The 18,690-nt window shown below is 69.7% G+C and carries 6 protein-coding genes and 1 pseudogene; 4 read left to right on the forward strand and 3 right to left on the reverse strand.

Going from position 1 to position 18,690, the window contains the following annotated elements:
* Positions 1-11: 11 nt before the first annotated feature.
* Positions 12-1,502 carry an alpha/beta hydrolase family protein gene (locus ACZ7RU_RS35165; protein ID WP_470345068.1) on the reverse strand — a complete coding sequence of 497 codons (1,491 nt, stop codon included), beginning with the start codon at positions 1,500-1,502 and terminating at the stop codon, positions 12-14.
* A gap of 303 nt (positions 1,503-1,805) precedes the next feature.
* On the opposite strand from ACZ7RU_RS35165, the gene ACZ7RU_RS35170 reads away from it, so the two are divergent.
* Complete coding sequence (locus ACZ7RU_RS35170; RefSeq protein ID WP_470345069.1) at positions 1,806-3,053, forward strand: sensor histidine kinase; 1,248 nt, start codon at positions 1,806-1,808, stop codon at positions 3,051-3,053.
* A complete protein-coding gene (locus ACZ7RU_RS35175) occupies positions 3,050-3,724 on the forward strand; it encodes a response regulator (RefSeq protein WP_470345070.1) in 675 nt (224 codons plus the stop codon). Before ACZ7RU_RS35170 ends, ACZ7RU_RS35175 begins: the two co-directional genes overlap by 4 nt.
* A gap of 176 nt (positions 3,725-3,900) precedes the next feature.
* Here the strand turns inward: ACZ7RU_RS35175 and ACZ7RU_RS35180 are convergent, their stop codons facing one another.
* On the reverse strand, positions 3,901-8,070 hold the full coding sequence (locus ACZ7RU_RS35180) for a hypothetical protein (RefSeq protein ID WP_470345071.1): 4,170 nt from the start codon (positions 8,068-8,070) through the stop codon (positions 3,901-3,903).
* A gap of 595 nt (positions 8,071-8,665) precedes the next feature.
* Here ACZ7RU_RS35180 and ACZ7RU_RS35185 point away from each other — a divergent pair.
* Together ACZ7RU_RS35185 and ACZ7RU_RS35190 are read left to right on the forward strand one after the other, a co-directional pair.
* On the forward strand, positions 8,666-16,462 hold the full coding sequence (locus tag ACZ7RU_RS35185; protein WP_470345072.1) for a polymorphic toxin-type HINT domain-containing protein: 7,797 nt from the start codon (positions 8,666-8,668) through the stop codon (positions 16,460-16,462).
* 9 nt (positions 16,463-16,471) lie between these two features.
* Complete coding sequence (locus tag ACZ7RU_RS35190) at positions 16,472-16,921, forward strand: hypothetical protein (RefSeq protein WP_470345073.1); 450 nt, start codon at positions 16,472-16,474, stop codon at positions 16,919-16,921.
* Between the two features lie 185 nt (positions 16,922-17,106).
* Here the strand turns inward: ACZ7RU_RS35190 and ACZ7RU_RS35195 are convergent.
* Positions 17,107-17,693: pseudogene (locus tag ACZ7RU_RS35195) on the reverse strand (site-specific integrase); the annotation flags it as partial.
* Positions 17,694-18,690 lie beyond the last annotated feature (997 nt).

The following is an 18,690-nucleotide window of genomic DNA, read 5'->3' on the forward strand; positions in this document are numbered from 1 at the left end:
CGTTCGGGCGCTCAGCCGCCGGTGCCCGGGCGGTGGACGGTGAGGTCGCCGTAGGCCGACAGCGTGCCGGCCAGGTCGCCGGGTTCCTGCCGCAGGGTGGCGTCCAGGAAGGCGAGCGTGGTCGCGGCGACGACGCGCGGACCCCGGGTGCGGCCCAGGGAGCCGACCAGCGAGGGCACCGGCGGCAGGTACAGCGGGGCGTCCGTGAAGGTGAGGTGGGCGGCACCGGGGACGGTGAGCCGGTAGCTCGTCGCGGTGCCGCGCCCGAGGACCTCGGTGAGGCGCGGGATGTACCGGGGGTCGGTCGTCGGGCCGACGGCCTGGGTGAGCGCCAGCGCCGGCTGGTGGAAGGGGAGCGGCTCGGGGTCGCGGGGGTAGCCGTCCAGATCGATGACGGCGGCGAACCGGCGGTCCTGGCGGGCCGCCTGCAGGGCGGCGGCGCCTCCCAGGGAGTGGCCGGTCGCCGCGGCCCGGCCGGTGTCCAGCCGCCCGGTCAGCGGGCCGTCGATCTCACCCCGGTCCAGCCGGCCCAGCTGGGTGAGGACGAAGCCGAGGTCCGCGGCCCGGATCCCGGTCGTCTCGGCGGCCCGCCTGTCGTCCTCGGCGTCGTCGCCGGTGGAGGCGAGGACGGTGCCGATCGTCCGGCCGTCGGCGAGGACGACGGCGGCGGAGTCGTACGGGTGGTCGAGCGCGGCGACCACGTAGCCGTGACTGGCCAGCTCCTCCGCCCAGGCGGTGTTCTGGGCGCGCACGCCCCCCAGCCCGGGGGAGAACAGCACGACCGGGAACCGTCCGCCGTCGCCGGCCACCGGGGCGTCGACCACCGCGTGGCCGTGGGCGCGCGGGACCCCGTCGACCAGGAATCCGGGGAGGCCGGAATAGCGGGCCAGGGCGCCGGCGACGGTCCGTGCCTCCTGCTCCGTACGGCCGAGGTACCGGGCCCGCCCCGCGCCCGCGGGGCTCTGCCGCGCGGGGTACCAGAGCTGGACCACGACCGTGCGCCGGTCCCCGGGTTCGGGTGTGGCGGTCTCGGGGCGGTCCGGGTCGCTCCACTGCACCACCCGGGTACCGACCGCGAATCGGCCGGTCGGCTCGGGGAGGACGGGGACGGGGAAGGCCCAGGCGGCCGCCGGGCCCATGGCGGTCAGGGCGGCGCACACCAGCGAACCCGGCAAGGCCACCCACCAGCGGGCCCGCCTGGCCGGTCGGCCGCTGCGTCGGCGCAGCAGCGGGGAGACGGCGAACGGCAGCGCCAGGGCGCCGCCCGCCAGTACCGGCAGCAGCTGCCAGCGGAGCCCCGAGACGCCCAGCACGATCGCGGACAGCGCGAAGACCGCTCCCGCCACGACCGTGACGGGCGGGCGGCCGGCGGGCGGAAGCCAGCGCGCCACGACCAGGGCGAGGGCGCCCAGGAGGGCGAGGATTTCCAGGGGGGACAGCTGCGGTCCCGTGATGATGTCGGTCACCCGGTCATCGTCGGCGCGGGGTGCGCGCCGCCACATCGGTCCCGGGTCGCCGCCGCGTGCGACCGGAGCCGGAACCGGCGGCACGCCCCCCACCGACCACGGCCGCATCCGGGCAGCACTCCTCTGCGCCTGGAGTCGCAGCCGAACACGCCTGATCAGCGGCCCTTCTGCGACCACGGGAGGTGGTGGGACTCCTCCTGCGGTCGTACCCCGGCCCGTCGCCCTCCGACGGTGGACTCATGCGCTCCGCCTCCGCGCGGCCCTACGGTGGCAGGGCCGCGGGACGCGGTGGCGGCCCCGACCGGGCCGCCGGAAACGCCGAATCGACAGGGACGTGCGATGACCGAGGCGGCAGCGGGCACCGGCGGTGCCCGTCCGGTGCGAGCGGCGCGACCGCTGAGCGCCGCCCGGCGCTGGGGCTCCCGGCTGCCGCCCACCGTGTGGGACTCGCTGCTGCCGGCGCTGCTCCTCCTCAACATCACGACCATGCGCGGGCCGCAGGACCTGCCGGTGGCCGTCGCCCTCACGGCCGCGCTCGCGCTGCCCCTGGTGTGGCGGCGGCGGGCGCCGCTCACCGTGTTCGGCACCGTTGCGGCCGCGGCCTTCGTCGAGTGGCTGATGGACGTCCAACTGCCGGCGGCCATCGCCCTGTTGGTGGCGCTCTACACGGTGGCCGCGAACGCGGGGCGGCGCGCCACCCTCGTCGCCGGTGCCGTCGTGGAGGCGGGGGTCCTGCTGGCCTGCCTGCGCTGGACGGCGGACGGCGCGTTCCTGACCCCCTTCGTCGCGGCGACCGCGATGGCGGTCGCCGCCGCCGTCCTCGGCGTGAACGTGCGGACCACCCGCGCCTACCTTGCGGCCGTGGAGGAACGGGCCGCCCGCCTGGAGCAGCAGCAGGAACAGCAGGCGCGGCTGGCCGTCGCCGAGGAGAGGGCCCGCATCACCCGCGAGATGCACGACATCGTCACCCACAACCTGTCCGTCATGGTCGCGCTCACCGACGCCGCCGTCTACGCGCAGCACCGGTCGCCCGAGAAGGCGACCGCCGCGATGCTCCAGATCTCCGAGACCGGCCGGCAGGCCCTGACCGACATGCGGCGCTCCCTGGGCCTGCTGCGCACCGACGAACCGGACGGCGAACCGGACGCGGAGCGCCACCCGCTGCCCGGCATCGCCCAACTGCGGGCCCTCGCCGACCAGATGTGCGCCGCCGGGCTGCCGACCCGCCTGGAGGTCCACGGCGGCCACACCCACGTCCCCGCCACCGCCCAACTGACCGTCTACCGCCTGGTACAGGAAGCCTTGACCAACGCCCTCAAGCACACACCCCCCGGCACCCGTGCGAACGTCCGGGTGCGGTGCTCGGCACGGGACGTCACCGTGGACGTCACCGACAGCGGCCCGTGCCCGCCGGCCCCCGGCTCCACCACTCCCTCCGGCTCCACTCCGCCCGGCCACGGCATCCCCGGCATGCGCGAGCGCGCGGCCGCCTACGGGGGGACGTTGCGGGCCGGACCGCTCCCGGACGGCGGCTGGGGCGTCCGGACCCGCCTCGACCTCGGCACGGGCACGGAGGCGCCCGCATGACGATCCGCATCCTGATCGCCGACGACGAGGCGCTGCTCCGGATGGCCTTCGCCACGGTCCTGGAGGCCCAGCCCGACATGGCCCCGGTCGGCGAGGCCGCGGACGGCGCCGAGGTCGTCCGCCTCGCCCGGGAACTGCGGCCCGACGTCGTCCTCATGGACGTCCGGATGCCCGGGACCGACGGGATCGAGGCGACCCGACGGGTGGTCCGGGTCTCCCCGCAGAGCAGGGTCCTGATCCTCACCACCTTCGACCTCGACGAGTACGCCTTCGCCGGACTCGACGCCGGAGCCTCCGGCTTCCTGCTGAAGAACACCAGGCCCGAGGAACTGCTCACCGCGATCCGCAGCGTGGCCGCCGGCGACGCGGTGGTCTCCCCGCGGATCACCCGCCTCCTCCTGGAGAACTTCCGCCCCCACCTCCCCGGCAGCCGCGACACCGCCCGCGACACGGCCCGCGACGAGCTCCTACGACGGCTCACCCCCCGCGAGCGCGAGGTCCTCGTCCAGGTCGGCCGCGGCCTGTCCAACACCGAGATCGCGGCCGCCCTCCACCTCGCGGAGGCCACCGTCAAATCCCACCTGGGCCGGATCCTGCAGAAGCTCGGACTCCGCGACCGCATCCAGGCCGTGGTCTTCGCCTTCGAGGCCCGCCTCGTCCACCCGGCCTGACACCCCCGCCCGCCCCCGCCCGGGATGCGACCAGTTACTGCCGGTCCGCCGATCCGGTCTTCGGCGGCGCTGGACAGAGGGCCCGGCAACTGCGTGGCTGAGCAGGTATCCCGAGCGGGCCGGTTGGCCTGGCGTTTGGTGCCAGGCCAACCGGGCTCATTTCCTCCTGGTGGGGGTCAGACCTGGTACCAGGAGCGGAAGGACTCTCCCGGTGCGGCCTGGTCGATCGCCCAGGTGGTTCCTGCGACGTCGGTGGTCATGACGATCATGGCTCCGTTGTCGAGGAGTGTGACGCGGGGGTCTCCGGCGAAGGTCATGCTCTGGTTGCCGAGGTAGGCGCCGGTGCTGAATCCGGTGGTCGGGTTGCCCTGGCCGAACAGGGCGATGTGTCCGTTGCTCGTGCGGGCGATGATGTTGACGGTGCCGCCGGCTCCGGGAGACAGGACGATGCTGGTGGCGCCGCCCATGCCGCCGCTGACGCTGACCTTGTACCACTCGCGGAACGGCGTCCCGGGAGCGGCCTGGTCGATGGCCCAGACGTCGCCGTTGACGTCGATGGCGGCCACGACCATGGTGCCGTTGGAGGCCGTGGTGACGCTGGGGTCCCCGGCGAAGTCGGGTGAGGTGGTGCCGAGATACGCACCGGTGCCGATACCCGAGGTGGGGCTGTTCTGGCCGAAATAGCCGATGTGTCCGTTCGTCGTGCGGGCGAACAGGTTGAGCGTGCCACCGCCTGCGGGGGACAGCACGGTCGCGGCACGGCCGGTGAGGCCGCCGCTGGCACTGACCTTGTACCAGGGGCCGAACGGGCCTCCGAGGGCGGTCTGGTTGGCGGCCCACAGGTCGCCCGCCGTGTCGACGGCGGTGACGATCATGCTGCCGTTGGCGGCGAGGTTGACGGCGGGGTCCTGGGCGAAGACCGGCGCGGAGCTTCCGACCGTCACCGCGGGGCTGAAGGACGAGGTGGCCCCGGTCTGGGCGTAGTCGACGATCTGGCCGGCACGGGTCCGGGCGAACACGTGCACGGCGTTCGTCGCCGGCTCCAGGATCGGTGCCGGGTCACCGGTGTGGACGCCGGAGCCGCTGAGCTGGTACCAGCTGCGGAAACCGCCCGCGGTGCTGGTCTGGTTGGTGCCCCACAGGCTGCCGTCGGCGTTGACCTTGACCGCGACGAGGGTGCCGTTGGCGGCGCGCGTCATCGCCGTGGCCGGGCTGCGCAGGCTCTGCCCGCTGTCGAGTGCGGTGGTCACGTGCAGCAGGCCGCCTTGGGCGGCCAGGCGCGGCTGGCCGAGCCCGGTGGGCGTGCCCGGGTACATCAGCAGGCACCCGGCGGGGCAGGTGGTGCTCTGAGCAGTCCCGTCGGCGGTGTAGTACGTCACCGGGGCCGCGGGGTCGGCCGGCGTGGTCGCGAGAATGTCGCCGGTGCTCTGGCCGGGGGTGGGGGTGAACAGCCGGTAGCCCTTGCCGCTGTCGGCGACGGTGCCGTGCAGGTTGCCCGGGGTCGTGATCAGGGGCCGGTGCTGGGGGTCGAAGCCGGTGGCGTAGACGCTGCCGGTGGCCGGGCTGCCGGCCTGGTACCCGAGGCCGTCGGCGTTGCGGGCGCCGAGCACGAGGCGCACGCGCCCGTACTCGCCGTCGTTCGGGTCGGTGGTGTTGCGCCGGGCGAGCAGGTCGGGAATGCCGTCGCCGTTGACGTCGCCGGGGGCGAGCACGTCGTAGTCGGCCCACCCGGAGGGGGACACGACGGTGCCGGGCTTCAGCTTGTTGGTGTCGGGCTCGGTGGTGAGGGGACCAGCCTTGGTGCCGCCGTAGAGGACGAGGGCGTCGCCGGCCTTGGCGAGCAGGTCGCTGCCGGTGATGTTGTCGAGATTGCCGGCGGCGGCGATCTGGCTGGTGCCGGACCAGTCGCCCCCGCTGGGGTGGAGCAGTTCTCTGCGCTTGGACTCGTCGGGGGCGCCCATGCCGTTTCCGGGGTAGAGGTAGAGCCGGGTGCCCTGCATGACGAGGAAGTCCTCGTAGCCGTCCTTGGTCTGACCTGTGGTCTGGCTGGCGAAGTCGCCCCGGTGGGTGACCTGGGCGCCGGACCAGCCCGGGTTGGCGACGGTCCGGGGCTGGTCGAAGGTGCCGTCGCCGCGGCCGGGGTAGAGGACGAGTTCGCCGGTGCTGGTGGCGGCCACCAGGTCGGCGTGCCCGTCACCGGTCAGATCGCCGGGCCGGTCGCCGGCCAGGGCCGCGTCGGTGGCGTCGTGGACGAAGTTGCTTGGGGCGGTGGTGATCAGTGTGGTGCTGGAGTTGGGGCCGCCGTCCGAGCCGTCGTAGGGGGAGAGGTTGCCGGCCTTGTCCATGGCCTGGACAGTGAGCCGGTTGGTCGGCCACAGGGTGGGGGTGAACGTGACGGTGGCCGTCCCGTCCGGGCCGGCGTCCACCCAGGTCCCGCCGCAGCCCTGGTTGACGACGGGCAGCGGCTTGTTGAGCGAGTAGCAGAAGCCCTTCAGGCCGAACTGGTCGCTGGAGGCGAACTTGACCGTGCGCGGGGTACGGGCGGGCACATCCTCGACGTCGATGCTGTGGCCGTCCGCGGAGGTGACGGTCGGCTTGGACGGCGCAGTCCCGTCCACGTTGAAGCCGCACTCACGGCCGAAGCCCGAGCCGACGATGCCGTCCTCGGCCTGGACGTGCCACTTGTAGCGGCCGCCGTCGCGCATCTTGGCCCAGCCGAGCCTCGTGATGGCCCACGTTCCATTGGGAGCGGAGGCCCGATCGACCTGGACGTACTGCCCGGTGTCGTGGTCCCAGACCTCGAACTTGGCGCTCAGGGCGACGTCGGTGTCCGGGTCGGAGATCCTCGCGGTCAGGACGACGTCATTGCGCCCGACAGTGGGCCACGCCGCGGGGTCGCTGACGCACGGCACGTTCACGTTGCTGCTGCTGCCCGGTGTCCACTGGCCCTCCCAGGCCGCGTAGTCGTGCAGGACGGGGGGCCGGTTGTAGGTGACCTCGAGCCACGGGTTGTTCTTGAACCGCTTGTAACTGTTCTTGTTGCCGAGGTAGTTGTCCGGAGTGCGCAATCCGAGGGCGACGCTGTCGTCGCCCCGGTCGGCCGCGCCCTGGACGACGGCGCGCAGGTTTTCCGTGCTGAAGTCCACGCCCTGCACGCCGGGGCAGTAGGTGGGGTTGCCGTGGGCGAAGGCCTTGGCGTCGAGTTGCCAGATCCAGGGGGCCTGGTTGTTCCAGGTCGGTGTCGCGGTGCTGATCGGGCCGGTCGCCCAGAGCTCGGTGTTGCCCGCCACGGCCGGGTCACAGCCCCACGAATGGGTCTCTTCCACGTGGAACGTCGCGGACATGATCGTGGCCCCGGCCAGGCCGCGGGTGTTCATCTCGAAGTAGGAGCGGGTGTTGCCGCTGCCGTTGTAGCCGACGCGCGGCTCGTCCGGCGGGTTGTCCGAGTTCCAGCCGTTGCCGTCCGGGTAGCCGGCGTTGGGAGTGGCGGAGTACACCACCGCCCAGCGGTTGCGCCAGCCGTCGGTGAACGTCGGATCGATGACCACCGGGAAGACGGTGTCCGCTCCGTGCAGCAGATCGACGTCCGGGGTCAGCCGCAGCGTGTCCGAATCGATCTCGGCGGCCATCGCCTTCGGAGCGTGCGGAGTGGAACCGGGAGCGACCGGGGTCGTCGGCGGGGTGTCGTCGGCGGACCGCGGCGCTGCCGCCAGTGCGTTCTTGGCCAACGGCGAGGGAGCGGCGGTGGGCTGCTGCTGGGCGGTAGTGGCGGGGGTGTGGGAGTCCCACATCCGCGGGGCCTGCGCGGTGAAGACCGTACCGCCGGTGCCGTCGGTCGCGGCGATCCTGCCGTCCTTGCCGGAACTGAGCGTGATCCCCGCGGTCCTGAGTCCGTAGGTGACCTGGGCCAGACGCGGATCGGCGGCGGCCTGACGGGTCTTGACGATCAAATGGTGGGAGAAACCGTCGCTCTCGGCGAGGATCTTCAGATCCACGCCGGGCAGCACGTCGTGGTACAGCGCCGTACTGCCGTTCAACTCGGGCTGCGGCAACGGCGCCGGCCAGGTGAGGGCGAGGGACTTGCCGTCCTTCTGCATCGTGGCCAGAGCGGTGTTGCCACCGGCGGAGAACGTCATCGGGAAGACGGAGGCCTTCGGGGCGATCGTCCCGTCATTACGGTGCTCCAGCGTGGCATCGACCGGCTTCCACTGCCCGCCGACCTTGGCGCGGACCGGCCGCGCATGCCGGCGCTGGGTGAAACTGCCGTCCGGGTTCGCCAGGAGGTCGGTCGTCTCGTCCTGCCGGGCCGTGATCTCGACCGGCTTTCCCGTCTGACGTGCCCTCAATAGAGCCACGTGTTCAGGAGCTTCCGATGGGGAAAGCGTGGAATGACCTCCGGTGTTCGCGCGAGCAGGAATCGGCCCCATGGCTGCGATTCCGACGGTGGCCGCCGCGACCAGCGCGGCTGCCGACTTGCGGGTCGTTTGCCCTATTCGATGGGCAATGTGATGGTGCATCCCCTTCACTTCCTCTGTGGTTCGCGAGCGCCTCATCATGCAAGCAATCGGTGACGGTCCGGTGGGGAGTGAGATGGCCCCCGCTGAAAGGTGAGAGGTCTTGGATGCCACATCGTGATCACCAGGCACGGAGAGTGAGTGAGGGTGGGGGCTTTATGTGGCAAAGTGACCGTTTGCGACATGGCGCCGATACGGAGAATTATTGCCGGATGCGTGAAGGAGTTATAAAAGAGAGATAAATGCCACCTGGGCCGGGCTTGTGGCGAACAATCAACCGACGTCCCGTCGGATGTCCTTGGTAGCGTCCCGCCGGGTGCGATCGCACCCGCACGACACGACCCAGAGGAATGAACGGATGCTTCCATCCGAAGCGGGCTCACCGCCCGGGCCGCGAAAGCGGCGGTCCGAATCAATAACACGCCCAGTGCTTCGTAGAGTCGCGACCATCGCGGCAACGGCTCTGATAGCCGCCGCCGTACAGGTTCCCGCCCTCGCGGTAGCGGCCGACAACGAGTTCAAGTTGCCGCCCGTCCAGCACACCGAGTCGGTTCCGCTCGCGAAGGTCGAGGCGGAACACCCGAAGGCGCCTCAGCCCCCGACCGCACCTCCGGCGGCGGCCTGGCCCAAGCCGGGGAAAGCCGAGCTCGACCTGCCAGCGGCCTCGGCGCAGAAGCCTTCCCCGCAGGCGAAGGCGCCAGGCCTGCCGCTGACCGTGGCGTCCACTGGGCAGGATCCGGCGGCTGGCGGGCAGTCCAAGGTCCGGGTGGGCCTGTCGGACCGGGCCGCCGCGGCGAGGGTGGGTCTCGACGGTGTCCTGGTCAACCTCGAACCGGTGGTGGGTAACGCCACGCCGGACACGGCGCGCGTCCAGCTGGACTACAAGGCCTTCCGTGAGTCGTTCGGGGCCGACTGGGGTTCGCGTCTGACCTTCGTCCAGCTGCCCGCGTGCGCGCTGACCACACCGGAGCAGCCGCAGTGCCGCACGGCCACGCCGCTGGCCGCCTCGAACGACACCGAAGCCGGGACCCTCACGGCGGACGTCGCGGTGGCCGCTCCCGCTGGTCAGACTTCCTCCGGCGGCGCCGTCAAGGCGTCTCTTGCCCAGGCGGCGAGCACGTCGGTCGCCGGAACGACGGTATTGGCCGCCACGGCCGGGGCCTCGGGGCCGGAGGGCGACTACAAGGCGACCTCACTCGCCCCGTCCAGCACCTGGTCCGTGAGCGGCAACACCGGCTCCTTCGGCTGGTCCTATCCCGTCCAGGTACCTCCGGCTCCCGGCGGCATGGTGCCCAAGATCGCTCTCGGCTACTCGTCCGCGGCCATCGACGGGCGCACCGCGTCGACCAACAACCAGTCCTCGTGGATCGGTGACGGCTGGGACTACAACCCCGGTTTCATCGAGCGCAGCTACACCGCCTGTGCGGGCGACAAGGGCTCGGGCAGCAACGCTCCCGCCACGGGCGGTGACCTGTGCTGGAAGTCCGACAACGCAACGGTCTCGCTCAACGGCAGAAGCTCCGCTCTAGTGCGCGACGATGCCTCCGGTACCTGGAAGCTATCGAACGATGACGGCTCGCGGGTCGAGAAGCTCAACGGCAACGCTTCGGACACCGCCAACGGTGATACCGACAACGAGTACTGGAAGCTCACCACGACCGACGGCACCCAGTACCTCTTTGGCAAGAACCGCTTGCCCGGATGGAGCGCGGGTAAGCCCGAGACCGGTGCGGCCTTGACCGTGCCCGTCTTCGGCAACCAGCCCGACGAGCCCGGCTACGCGCAGGCGTTCAAGGACTCCTCGCGCGACCGGGCCTGGCGCTGGCAGCTGGACTATGTCGTCGATCCGCACGGCAATGCGATCACGTACTTCTACGACCAGGAGAAGAACGCCTACGCCAAGAACATCGGCGCCACCACCAGTACCCCCAAGGCCGACGCGGTGTATACCCGCGCTGTCACGCTGAACCGCATCGAGTACGGCCACCGGGCCGGCCAGGTCTACAACGCGTCACCCGCCGGCAAGGTCACCTTCTCCACCACTGACCGGTGCGTGGCGACCGACTGCTCCTTCACCAAGGCCAACGCCGCCAACTGGTACGACACCCCGGTCGACCAGTCCTGCGACACGGGCCAGGACTGCCGCAACGGCGCCCCGACCTTCTGGTCCAAGAGGCGCCTGACCGGCATCAGCACGCAGGCCCTGCAGGCCAACGGCAGCTACCGGGACATCGACGCCTGGGCCCTGGACCAGTACTTCCCCGCCACCGGCGACAGCGGCGGCCGGGCCCTGTGGCTGCAGTCCATCACCCGCACCGCCAAGGCAGGCGCCACCCAGCAGACGCTCCAGCCGGTGACCTTCGGCGGGGACCTGCGCCCCAACCGGGTGGACTCCGCCGAGGGTCGTCCGCCGATGAACCGGTACCGGGTCAACCGGGTCACCTCCGAGACCGGTTCCAACACCGACATCAAGTACACCGACATCGACTGCGTCGCAGGCGCCCTGCCCGCCCCGGACAGCAACACCAGGCGCTGCTACCCGTCCTGGTGGACTCCGGAGGGCGCGGTCGACCCGGTCCTCGACTGGTTCCACAAGTACCTCGTGGAGAAGGTCACCGAGCACGATCTGGTGGCCGGATCCGGATCCCCCGACAAGGTCACCGGCTACGAGTACCTCGACGGGGCCGCCTGGCGGCGCGACACCTCCGAGTTCACGCCGGACAAGGAGCGCACCTGGAACGACTTCCGCGGCTACCAGCGCGTCCGCACCCGCGTCGGCGACTCCAACAAGAGCCTGACCGAGGCCGTCTACTTCCGCGGCATGGACGGCGACACCCTCGCCAACGGCCAGCCCCGGCCCGTCAGCCCCCTCCAGGGAATCACGGACAGCAACGAACTCGCCGGCTTCGCCCGCGAAAGCATCGTCTACGACCAGGACGGAGGAAAGCCCCTCACCAGCACGGTCAACAACCCATGGCTCCACGGAACCGCGAGCCGGGCGGTGAAGGCCCTGCCCAGCAAGGACGGCAAGCCCACCGCGTCTCTGCCCCGTGATCCCAACCGGCCCGAGGCCACGGCTCTGCCCCCGGTGACCGCCACGATGGTCCGCACCGAGAGCGTGACCACCAACGTGCTCCAGCCGGATGGCAGCACGGCCCGCACGCTCCGCGAGAGCCGCACCTTCGACGGCTACGGCCAGACCACGACGGTCTCCGACGAAGGCGACACGAACGTCACCGGTGACGAACAGTGCACCCGCACCACCTACGTCACCCCGGACACCATCAACTGGCTCATCGCCTACCCGCAATCCGTCCAGACCAGCAGCACGCTCTGCTCGACCAACGCCACACCGGCGACCGTCACGAGCGAAGCCAGGACGGCCTACGACAGCAGACCCCTTGGATCCCCGCCGGAACCGGGCAAGGGCTACGCCACCACGACGGAGGCCCTGGACCGCTACGACGGCACCACCCCGCACTACCTGACGGTCACCACCACCGCGTACGACCCGTACGGGCGTGCAACCTCCGTCAAGGACGTCAACAACGCGGAAACCACGACGTCCTACACCCCGGCGAGCGGCTCTCAGGCCACTGTCGTTCAGTCCACCAACCCCAAGCAGTTCACGACCACCACCACCTACGACGGCCTGCGCGCACTCCCGGTGAAGGTCGTCGACGCCAACAACCGCACCACCCACGTCGACTACGACTCCCTCGGCCGCACCACGGCCGTCTGGAACCCGGGTCGGGACAAGAACGCCTCACCCGACGCGACCTACACCTACACCATCGAGCCGGGCAAGCAGCCCGCCGTCACGACCAGGACCCTGCTGGAAGGCGGCGACTACCGCACCAGCATCGCCCTGTACGACGGCCTGCTGCGCCCGCGCCAGGTCCAGGAGGAGGCGCACGGAGGCAGCACGGCCCACAACGGCGGTCGCAACATCACTGACAGCTTCTACGACAGCCATGGGCGGGTCTACCGCGTGAACGCGGCGTACCATGCCGACGGGGCGCCGGAAGCGGCGTTGTGGATCGGCCTGGACAACAAGGTCCCCTCCCAGACGGAGACCGAGTTCGACGGCCTCGACCGCCCGACCGCCAGCATCTTCAAGTCGCTGAACGTCGAGAAGTGGCGTTCCACCACGCGCTATGGCGTGAACTGGGTGGCCACGACCCCGCCCGACGGCGGAACACCCACGCTCACGATCACCGATGCCTACGGTCGAACGTCCGAGATGCGGCACTACAAGGCCGGAAGCCCGGACTACGACGCCCCGGCGTCGGCGTACGAGGCCCTGAAGTACTCCTATAACCCGGCTGGCGAACTGGCCCGAGTCACCGACGCCGCAGGCAACGCCTGGACTTGGGAATACGACCTGCTCGGCCGTCAGACCAAGGCCGTCGACCCGGACAGGGGCACCACCACCAGCACTTACAACCCGGACGGCACGGTGGCCACTGTCACCGACGCCCGGGGCAGGACGCTCGCGTACGCCTACGACATCCTCGGCCGCAACACGGCGATGTTCGACAGCTCCACGAGTGGAACCAAGCTCGCCGAGTGGGCCTACGACACCCTGCCCGGCAGCAACGGCATGGCCACCGGCAGCACCCGCTTCGAGAACGGCAAGGCCTACACCACCGCTGTCACCGGATTCGACGGCGCGGGCCGGCCGCTGGGTAGCACCGTCACGATCCCGGACAGCGAGGGAGCCCTCGCCGGCACCTACACCACTGCCCAGACCTACACGCCCAACACCGGCCTGGTGGACACCACGACCTACCCGGCCGGGGGCGGACTCCCCCAGGAAGCCATCCACCACGAGCACACGCCGCTGGGTCTGCCCACCTCGGTGAGTGGCAGCCGGGTGTACTCGCTCGGCAACTCCTACTCGCCTCTGGGACAGCTTCAGCAGAGCGTCACCGGTGACATCGGCTCCAGGGCGGTCCAGACCTATGTCTACGAGGACGCGACCCAGCGACTCGCCCTGGTCCAGACCGACCGGGAGAAGAGCGGACCGCAGACCCTCGACAAGAAGACCTACACCTACAACCCGGTCGGCAACATCACCCGGGTCCGTGACGCCCGCGACAACGCCGCGGTCACGGACACCCAGTGCTACACGTACGACTTCGCACAGCGTCTGACCAACGCCTGGTCGGCGACCGACGACTGCGTCGCCAAGCCGACACCCGCCAGCGACCCGCATGTCGGCGGCGTGGACCCGTACTGGAGCAGCTACACCTACGACGCGGCCGGCAACCGGACCCAGGCGACCAACCGGTCCTTCGGCGCCGCCCCCGGCCCGCTGATGGACACCACCAAGGTGAGCTCCGTCGCCATCGCCGGTGACGGCCAGACCAGCGCCGTGGCGATCTCCGACGGCCAGGTCTACCTGGCCCAGCAGCGTGCCGACGGCACGTGGGCCAACTTCGAGAACCTGCACAGGACCCAGGCTGGGCCCCTGCCCGCCCCCGTCGACTACGTCGCGGCGGCCTGGGCCGACAACACCCTGCAGATCATGGCCGTCGCCGGCGGCAGGGTCTGGCACACCCTGCGCGGCGCCGACGGCACGTGGGGAGGCTGGGGCGACGTCACCAGCGTGGTCGGGTCCATCGCCAACCCCAGCCAGCTGTCCCTGTCCGCCACCGCCTCCGGGCTGGAGGTCCTCGCCCTCTCCGACGGCGTGCTCAAGCACACCCTGCGCAAGCCCGACGGCAACTGGGCGACCTGGGGCAACGTCTACGGCGAGACCGGCAGCCTCACCGGAGCCAGCCGCGTCACCAGCGCGGCCACCGGCTCCGGCCTCGAGGTCATCGTGCTCGCGGGCGACAGGCTCTGGCACACCATCCGCTTCGGCAACGGCGTCTGGCAGAAGTGGGGCGACGTCTACGGCGCTACCGGCGCTCTCAGCTCGCCCACCGGCGTCACCGCGACCGCGACAGGTGCCGGCCTCGAAGTCGCCGCCATCGCCGGCGGGAACATCTGGCACACCATCCGCAAGCCCGACGCCACCTGGGCGGGCTGGGGCAACGTCAGCCAGGTCGTCGGCCAGCTCAACCAGCCCTCGTCCGCGGCAGTCGTCAGCTCAGGCGGAGACCTGAAGCTGATCGCGCTCGCCGGAGGAACCCTCAACTACACCAAGCGCGCCTACAGCACCGGCAGCTGGCTGCCCTGGAGCCAACTCACCCAGACCCCCGAGAACCCGCAGACCGACCAGAGCCAGCGCACCTCCACCTACCCCGCCCCCGGAGGCACCCGACCCCACGCCCTCAACCGCGTCGACACCACCGGTACCGGCGCCCGCACCGACACCTTCACTTACGACGAGGCCGGCAACACCGTCCGCCGCGTCACCGCCGACGGCGACCAAGCCCTCGAATGGGACGCCGAGGGCCACCTCGCCAAGTCCACCACCGCGGGCAACAGCACGACCTTCCTCTACGACGCCAACGGCAACCGCCTCCTGCGCCGTGAGCCGGGCTCGGTGACCCTCTACCTGGACGGTCAGGAGCTCAAGCTCGACAAGACCACCAACAAGGTCACCGGCACCCGCTACATCACCGCCGGCGCCGTCACCCTCGTCAGGGGCTCCGACGGCAGCCTCAACTACCTCATCAACGACCACCAGGGAACCGCCCAACTCACCATCAGTGCCGACAACCTCGCCTACACCCGAGGCGACACCACCCCGTTCGGCACTCCCCGCGGCAAGAAACCCGCCTCCTGGCCCACCGAACGCGGCTTCGTCGGTGGCACCAACGACGCCACCACCGGCCTCACCCACCTCGGAGCCCGTGAGTACGACGCGGCCAACGGCCGCTTCATCTCGGTGGACCCCATTCTCGACCTCGCCGATCCGCAGCAGATCAACGGCTACAGCTACAGCAACAACGACCCCGTCAACCTCTCCGACCCCAGCGGACTACGCCCTGACGGCACCTGCGGTGGTACGGCGGCATGCCGGACGACGGACGGTCATCTCGTCAACGAGGCCTGGGGTCTCCAGGACGGCAGCTGGAATGTCGAGATCAGTAAGTCCGTGCTGGCCTATCTTCCCGGGGACATCGGGTTCCCTGAAATCCCGGACTACCAGAGCGTTCTGAAGCAGACCGTCAAGAACCTCGACAACCTCTTCAGGGACCACACTCGCTTCGGCAAGCCTGGAGCGCAGGAGGAGGACCGGGTCCAGTACGGAGCGGCGGCACTCAACGCCTGCCAGGTCGTGGCCGCGTGCTCCAAGTCCAACGTCTACAACACCCTCTGGGACCAGCGGATGGGCTGGGAGATAGACAACTTCGCCCCATTCGGCCCTGGCCAGGTGGTGAACGGCGCCTCCAGCGCTCAAGCAGCTGCTGCTGCCAAGCCCATCGGCCGACCGACATCGAAGCCCGTCCGACCGGCATCGAAGTCTGTGGGAAGCCGACCTTCCTGCGACAGCTTCCCGCCGGACACCCTTGTTCTCATGGCCGACGGAAGCACCAAGCCGATCGGGGATATCGGTGTTGGTGACATCGTTGCGGCTACAGATCCGCAATCCGGTCAGACGGCAGGAAAGACGGTCACCGACAAGATCGTCACCCCTGACGACACGCGGTTCACAGAACTCACTCTGTCAGCATCTGGCACGGAAGGACCCTCGAGCGCCCCCGTCAACCTCGTATCCACCGCCCATCATCCCTACTGGGACGACACCGCCCGGCAGTGGGTCCTCGCCGAGGATCTTCAGACAGGTCATAGCCTCCTCACGCCGGACCACGGGACGCTCGTGGTCGTCGCGACCCGCACTTACACGACGCAACCACAGGTCGCCCACAACCTGACGGTTGCAGAGCTCCACACGTACTATGTGCTGGCGGGGCAGACGCCGGTCCTGGTTCACAACACAGGGGCCACCCCTTACAACCCCTGTGGCGAGGGTACCGAGCCGCTGGGGGGATATTCTTCCGGAACGGCAAGGCCTCCGTGGACTGGCGGAACGCCGGACTCTGTATACACAAGAACAGGAAAGGATGGCACCCCTGTACAGAACACGATATTTGACAAGGACGGAAACGCGGTTGGCCATTTCGACTTCAAGGATCATGGCACGGGTGGACCCCACGGTCACGTGATCGATCCTCCAGGGACGCCCGGTGGGGGGCATGGCGCAGGCGCTCCCCATATTCCAGAATCCAACTTGCCGCCAGGCTGGAATCTCCGACCCCGGAATTGAGCGAGAAGAATGACTGGAGTCCATCTCTCCCAGGAATCCATTCCAGAATTCCTTGAGAGGTTCCTGGGGTTCGAAGACGGTGTCATTACCCATATTTCCATATTCCTCCCGCGGGGCGAGCGAGCTGCCCGCACCATCGAGGTAGAGGTCCAGGCCCTGGACCGCACGAGCCAAGGGGAGGGGGTGGAAAATAGTCGCCTGTTTGGCTGGAAACTGGTAAGAATCGCTATGCGTGGCTTGACCGAGTATCGTCTTGCCGAGAGTCTCGCATACCCCTTGCAGGTTCTCTCCGACGGCCTGAAGATCGGCTACGAAGACGGCCTATTCACCCTGGATCTGGATCCGGGTCCGGATGAATGGTCAGTCCGGTCGATCCACGACGCGGCAAACAGCTATTCTAAGCAGTACATTTTGTCACGGGACTGTTCGTTCGAAGTCTTGGACGGGCCGTTCATTTAGCCCCAACAATGCAAAGTGGCCCACCTACCTACTGGTGGGCCACTTTTGCATAGAATGTCACCCGACCAAGGACATTGCGGCAGTCGATCACTCGCTGACCGCAGACGGCAGCACCATCGCTGCCCGTGGAGCCTCCGCACGTGCCCCTTCGCATTCCTGGAACTATCGGCTGCGGTGTTGTTAGAGGAGCGCAGGCATGGCGTCGGCAGTGCGGTCCGCCGCTCCGAGTTCTGCGTCTTGGTGGGCAGGGCAGTCAGTCCGCTGGAGTCGGTGCGCTGGAGGGTGCGGCGGATGCTGGCGGTTCCGGCGAGGTCTTCCCAGCGCAGGCCGAGGAGTTCACCTTTGCGGAGTCCGGGTGCGGAGGGCGAGTTCGAACAGTGCGTGGAGGCGGTGGCCCTGGGCGGGGGTGAGGAAGGTGCGGGCTTCGTCGGTGGTGAGACGTTCGAAGAGGCGGGGCCGGGGTGTGTCGGTGAGGACGTTGCGGGCGACGTTGCGCGGGATCTCGTCCTCTCGCACAGTGTGCTCCAGGGCGGACTTGAGCACGGAGTGGATTGTAGGCGAGGGTCAGCGGGGAGAGCTGCTTGCCGCAGCACGTGCCGGTCGCGCAGCAGCGAGGCTGGTTGCGGGCGGCGTCGAGGCCGCGTGCGCAGCACTGGCAGGTGGTCCGGAGCCCGTTCAGCCATTGCGTGGACGTCTTGGCGGTGAGCGTGGCGAGCTTCCTCTTGCCGAGGCCGGGGATGAGGTAGCGGTTCGTGCAGGCGGTATAGCGATCTCGCGGCGCAGGTAGATCGTGAAGCGCGCCCACAGGGCTCCAGAGTGGGCGCTGAACAGTACCGCGCCGGGTACTTACTCGTAGGTCTTCGGGTCCAGCGGCGTGCCGAGCAGCGCGTCCGTGGGTTCGTGGCGCTTGCCGCAGCGACAGGGCTGCAGGGCACCGCCCACGTCCGTGAGGGCGCTTGTGACGGGGCCGAAGAACGGCGCGGTGAGCGTGGTGACAGGCGGTCAGACGCGGGCCGCGGTAGTTGATGTCAGTCTACGCTGACATCAACTACCGCGGCCCGCGTTGGGCGCGCCGGTGACGCGACGGAGTCGCAATTGTCAGCGTCACGTAGCGAGCCTTCCCGTCGACGTGGTCGAACCGACAGAACTGGCTACTCCCGCACCGGGAGTAGCCAGTTGCGGCGGCGCAGCGTCTGCGGCCGGGATCGGCCGCCACGTGGGCGAACCGCGCCGCCATCGACAGGTCGGCGACCAGCGTATGGAAGCTCAACATGTCTTTCTTCTGGTCCGGTCGGTGTCGACTGTAGATTGCACCGGTGATCCGGTACACGCCTGTGGCGGCATGCCGGAAATGCCGGTCGTGGCGGTGGGGCGTGCTCGCGGAAATCGCCTACGACTGGGGCGCGGCCAAGAGGCCAGGTAGGGGAGATGATAGGCCGACGAAGGCACGTCCCGGGGCCGTTACCCGAGCCGGCCAGGTCGGCGGCCACCGACTGGGCGGACGTTGAGTCGCCGATGAGTAGCTGGGCGGCGGCCAGGAGGTTCGGCTTCGGCGTCCGCGAACAACTAAGAGGAGCTAACAGAACGGCGTTGTGCCCATGTCTGTTCGTCCATCGGCTCGTTGAGTAGGCCGTGGGGAAGAGACCGCCGTGGTTGGTGTCGGATGACCTGTGAGGCCGGATGGAGCCGCTGCTGCCGGTGCGGCAGCAGCGGCTTCGCAGGATCGGCCGCCCGCCACTGGATGATCGGCGCTGCCTGCAGGGGATCCT

This window comes from Kitasatospora sp. NPDC114501, from assembly GCF_055633695.1.

What these genes read in the sequence shown, in the direction of transcription:
- ACZ7RU_RS35170 (WP_470345069.1), top strand. Translation starts at nt 1,806, where the DNA reads ATGACCGAGGCGGCAGCGGGCACCGGCGGTGCCCGTCCGGTGCGAGCG.
- ACZ7RU_RS35175 (WP_470345070.1), top strand. Translation starts at nt 3,050, where the DNA reads ATGACGATCCGCATCCTGATCGCCGACGACGAGGCGCTGCTCCGGATG.
- ACZ7RU_RS35190 (WP_470345073.1), top strand. Translation starts at nt 16,472, where the DNA reads ATGACTGGAGTCCATCTCTCCCAGGAATCCATTCCAGAATTCCTTGAG.
- ACZ7RU_RS35165 (WP_470345068.1), bottom strand. Translation starts at nt 1,502, where the DNA reads ATGTGGCGGCGCGCACCCCGCGCCGACGATGACCGGGTGACCGACATC.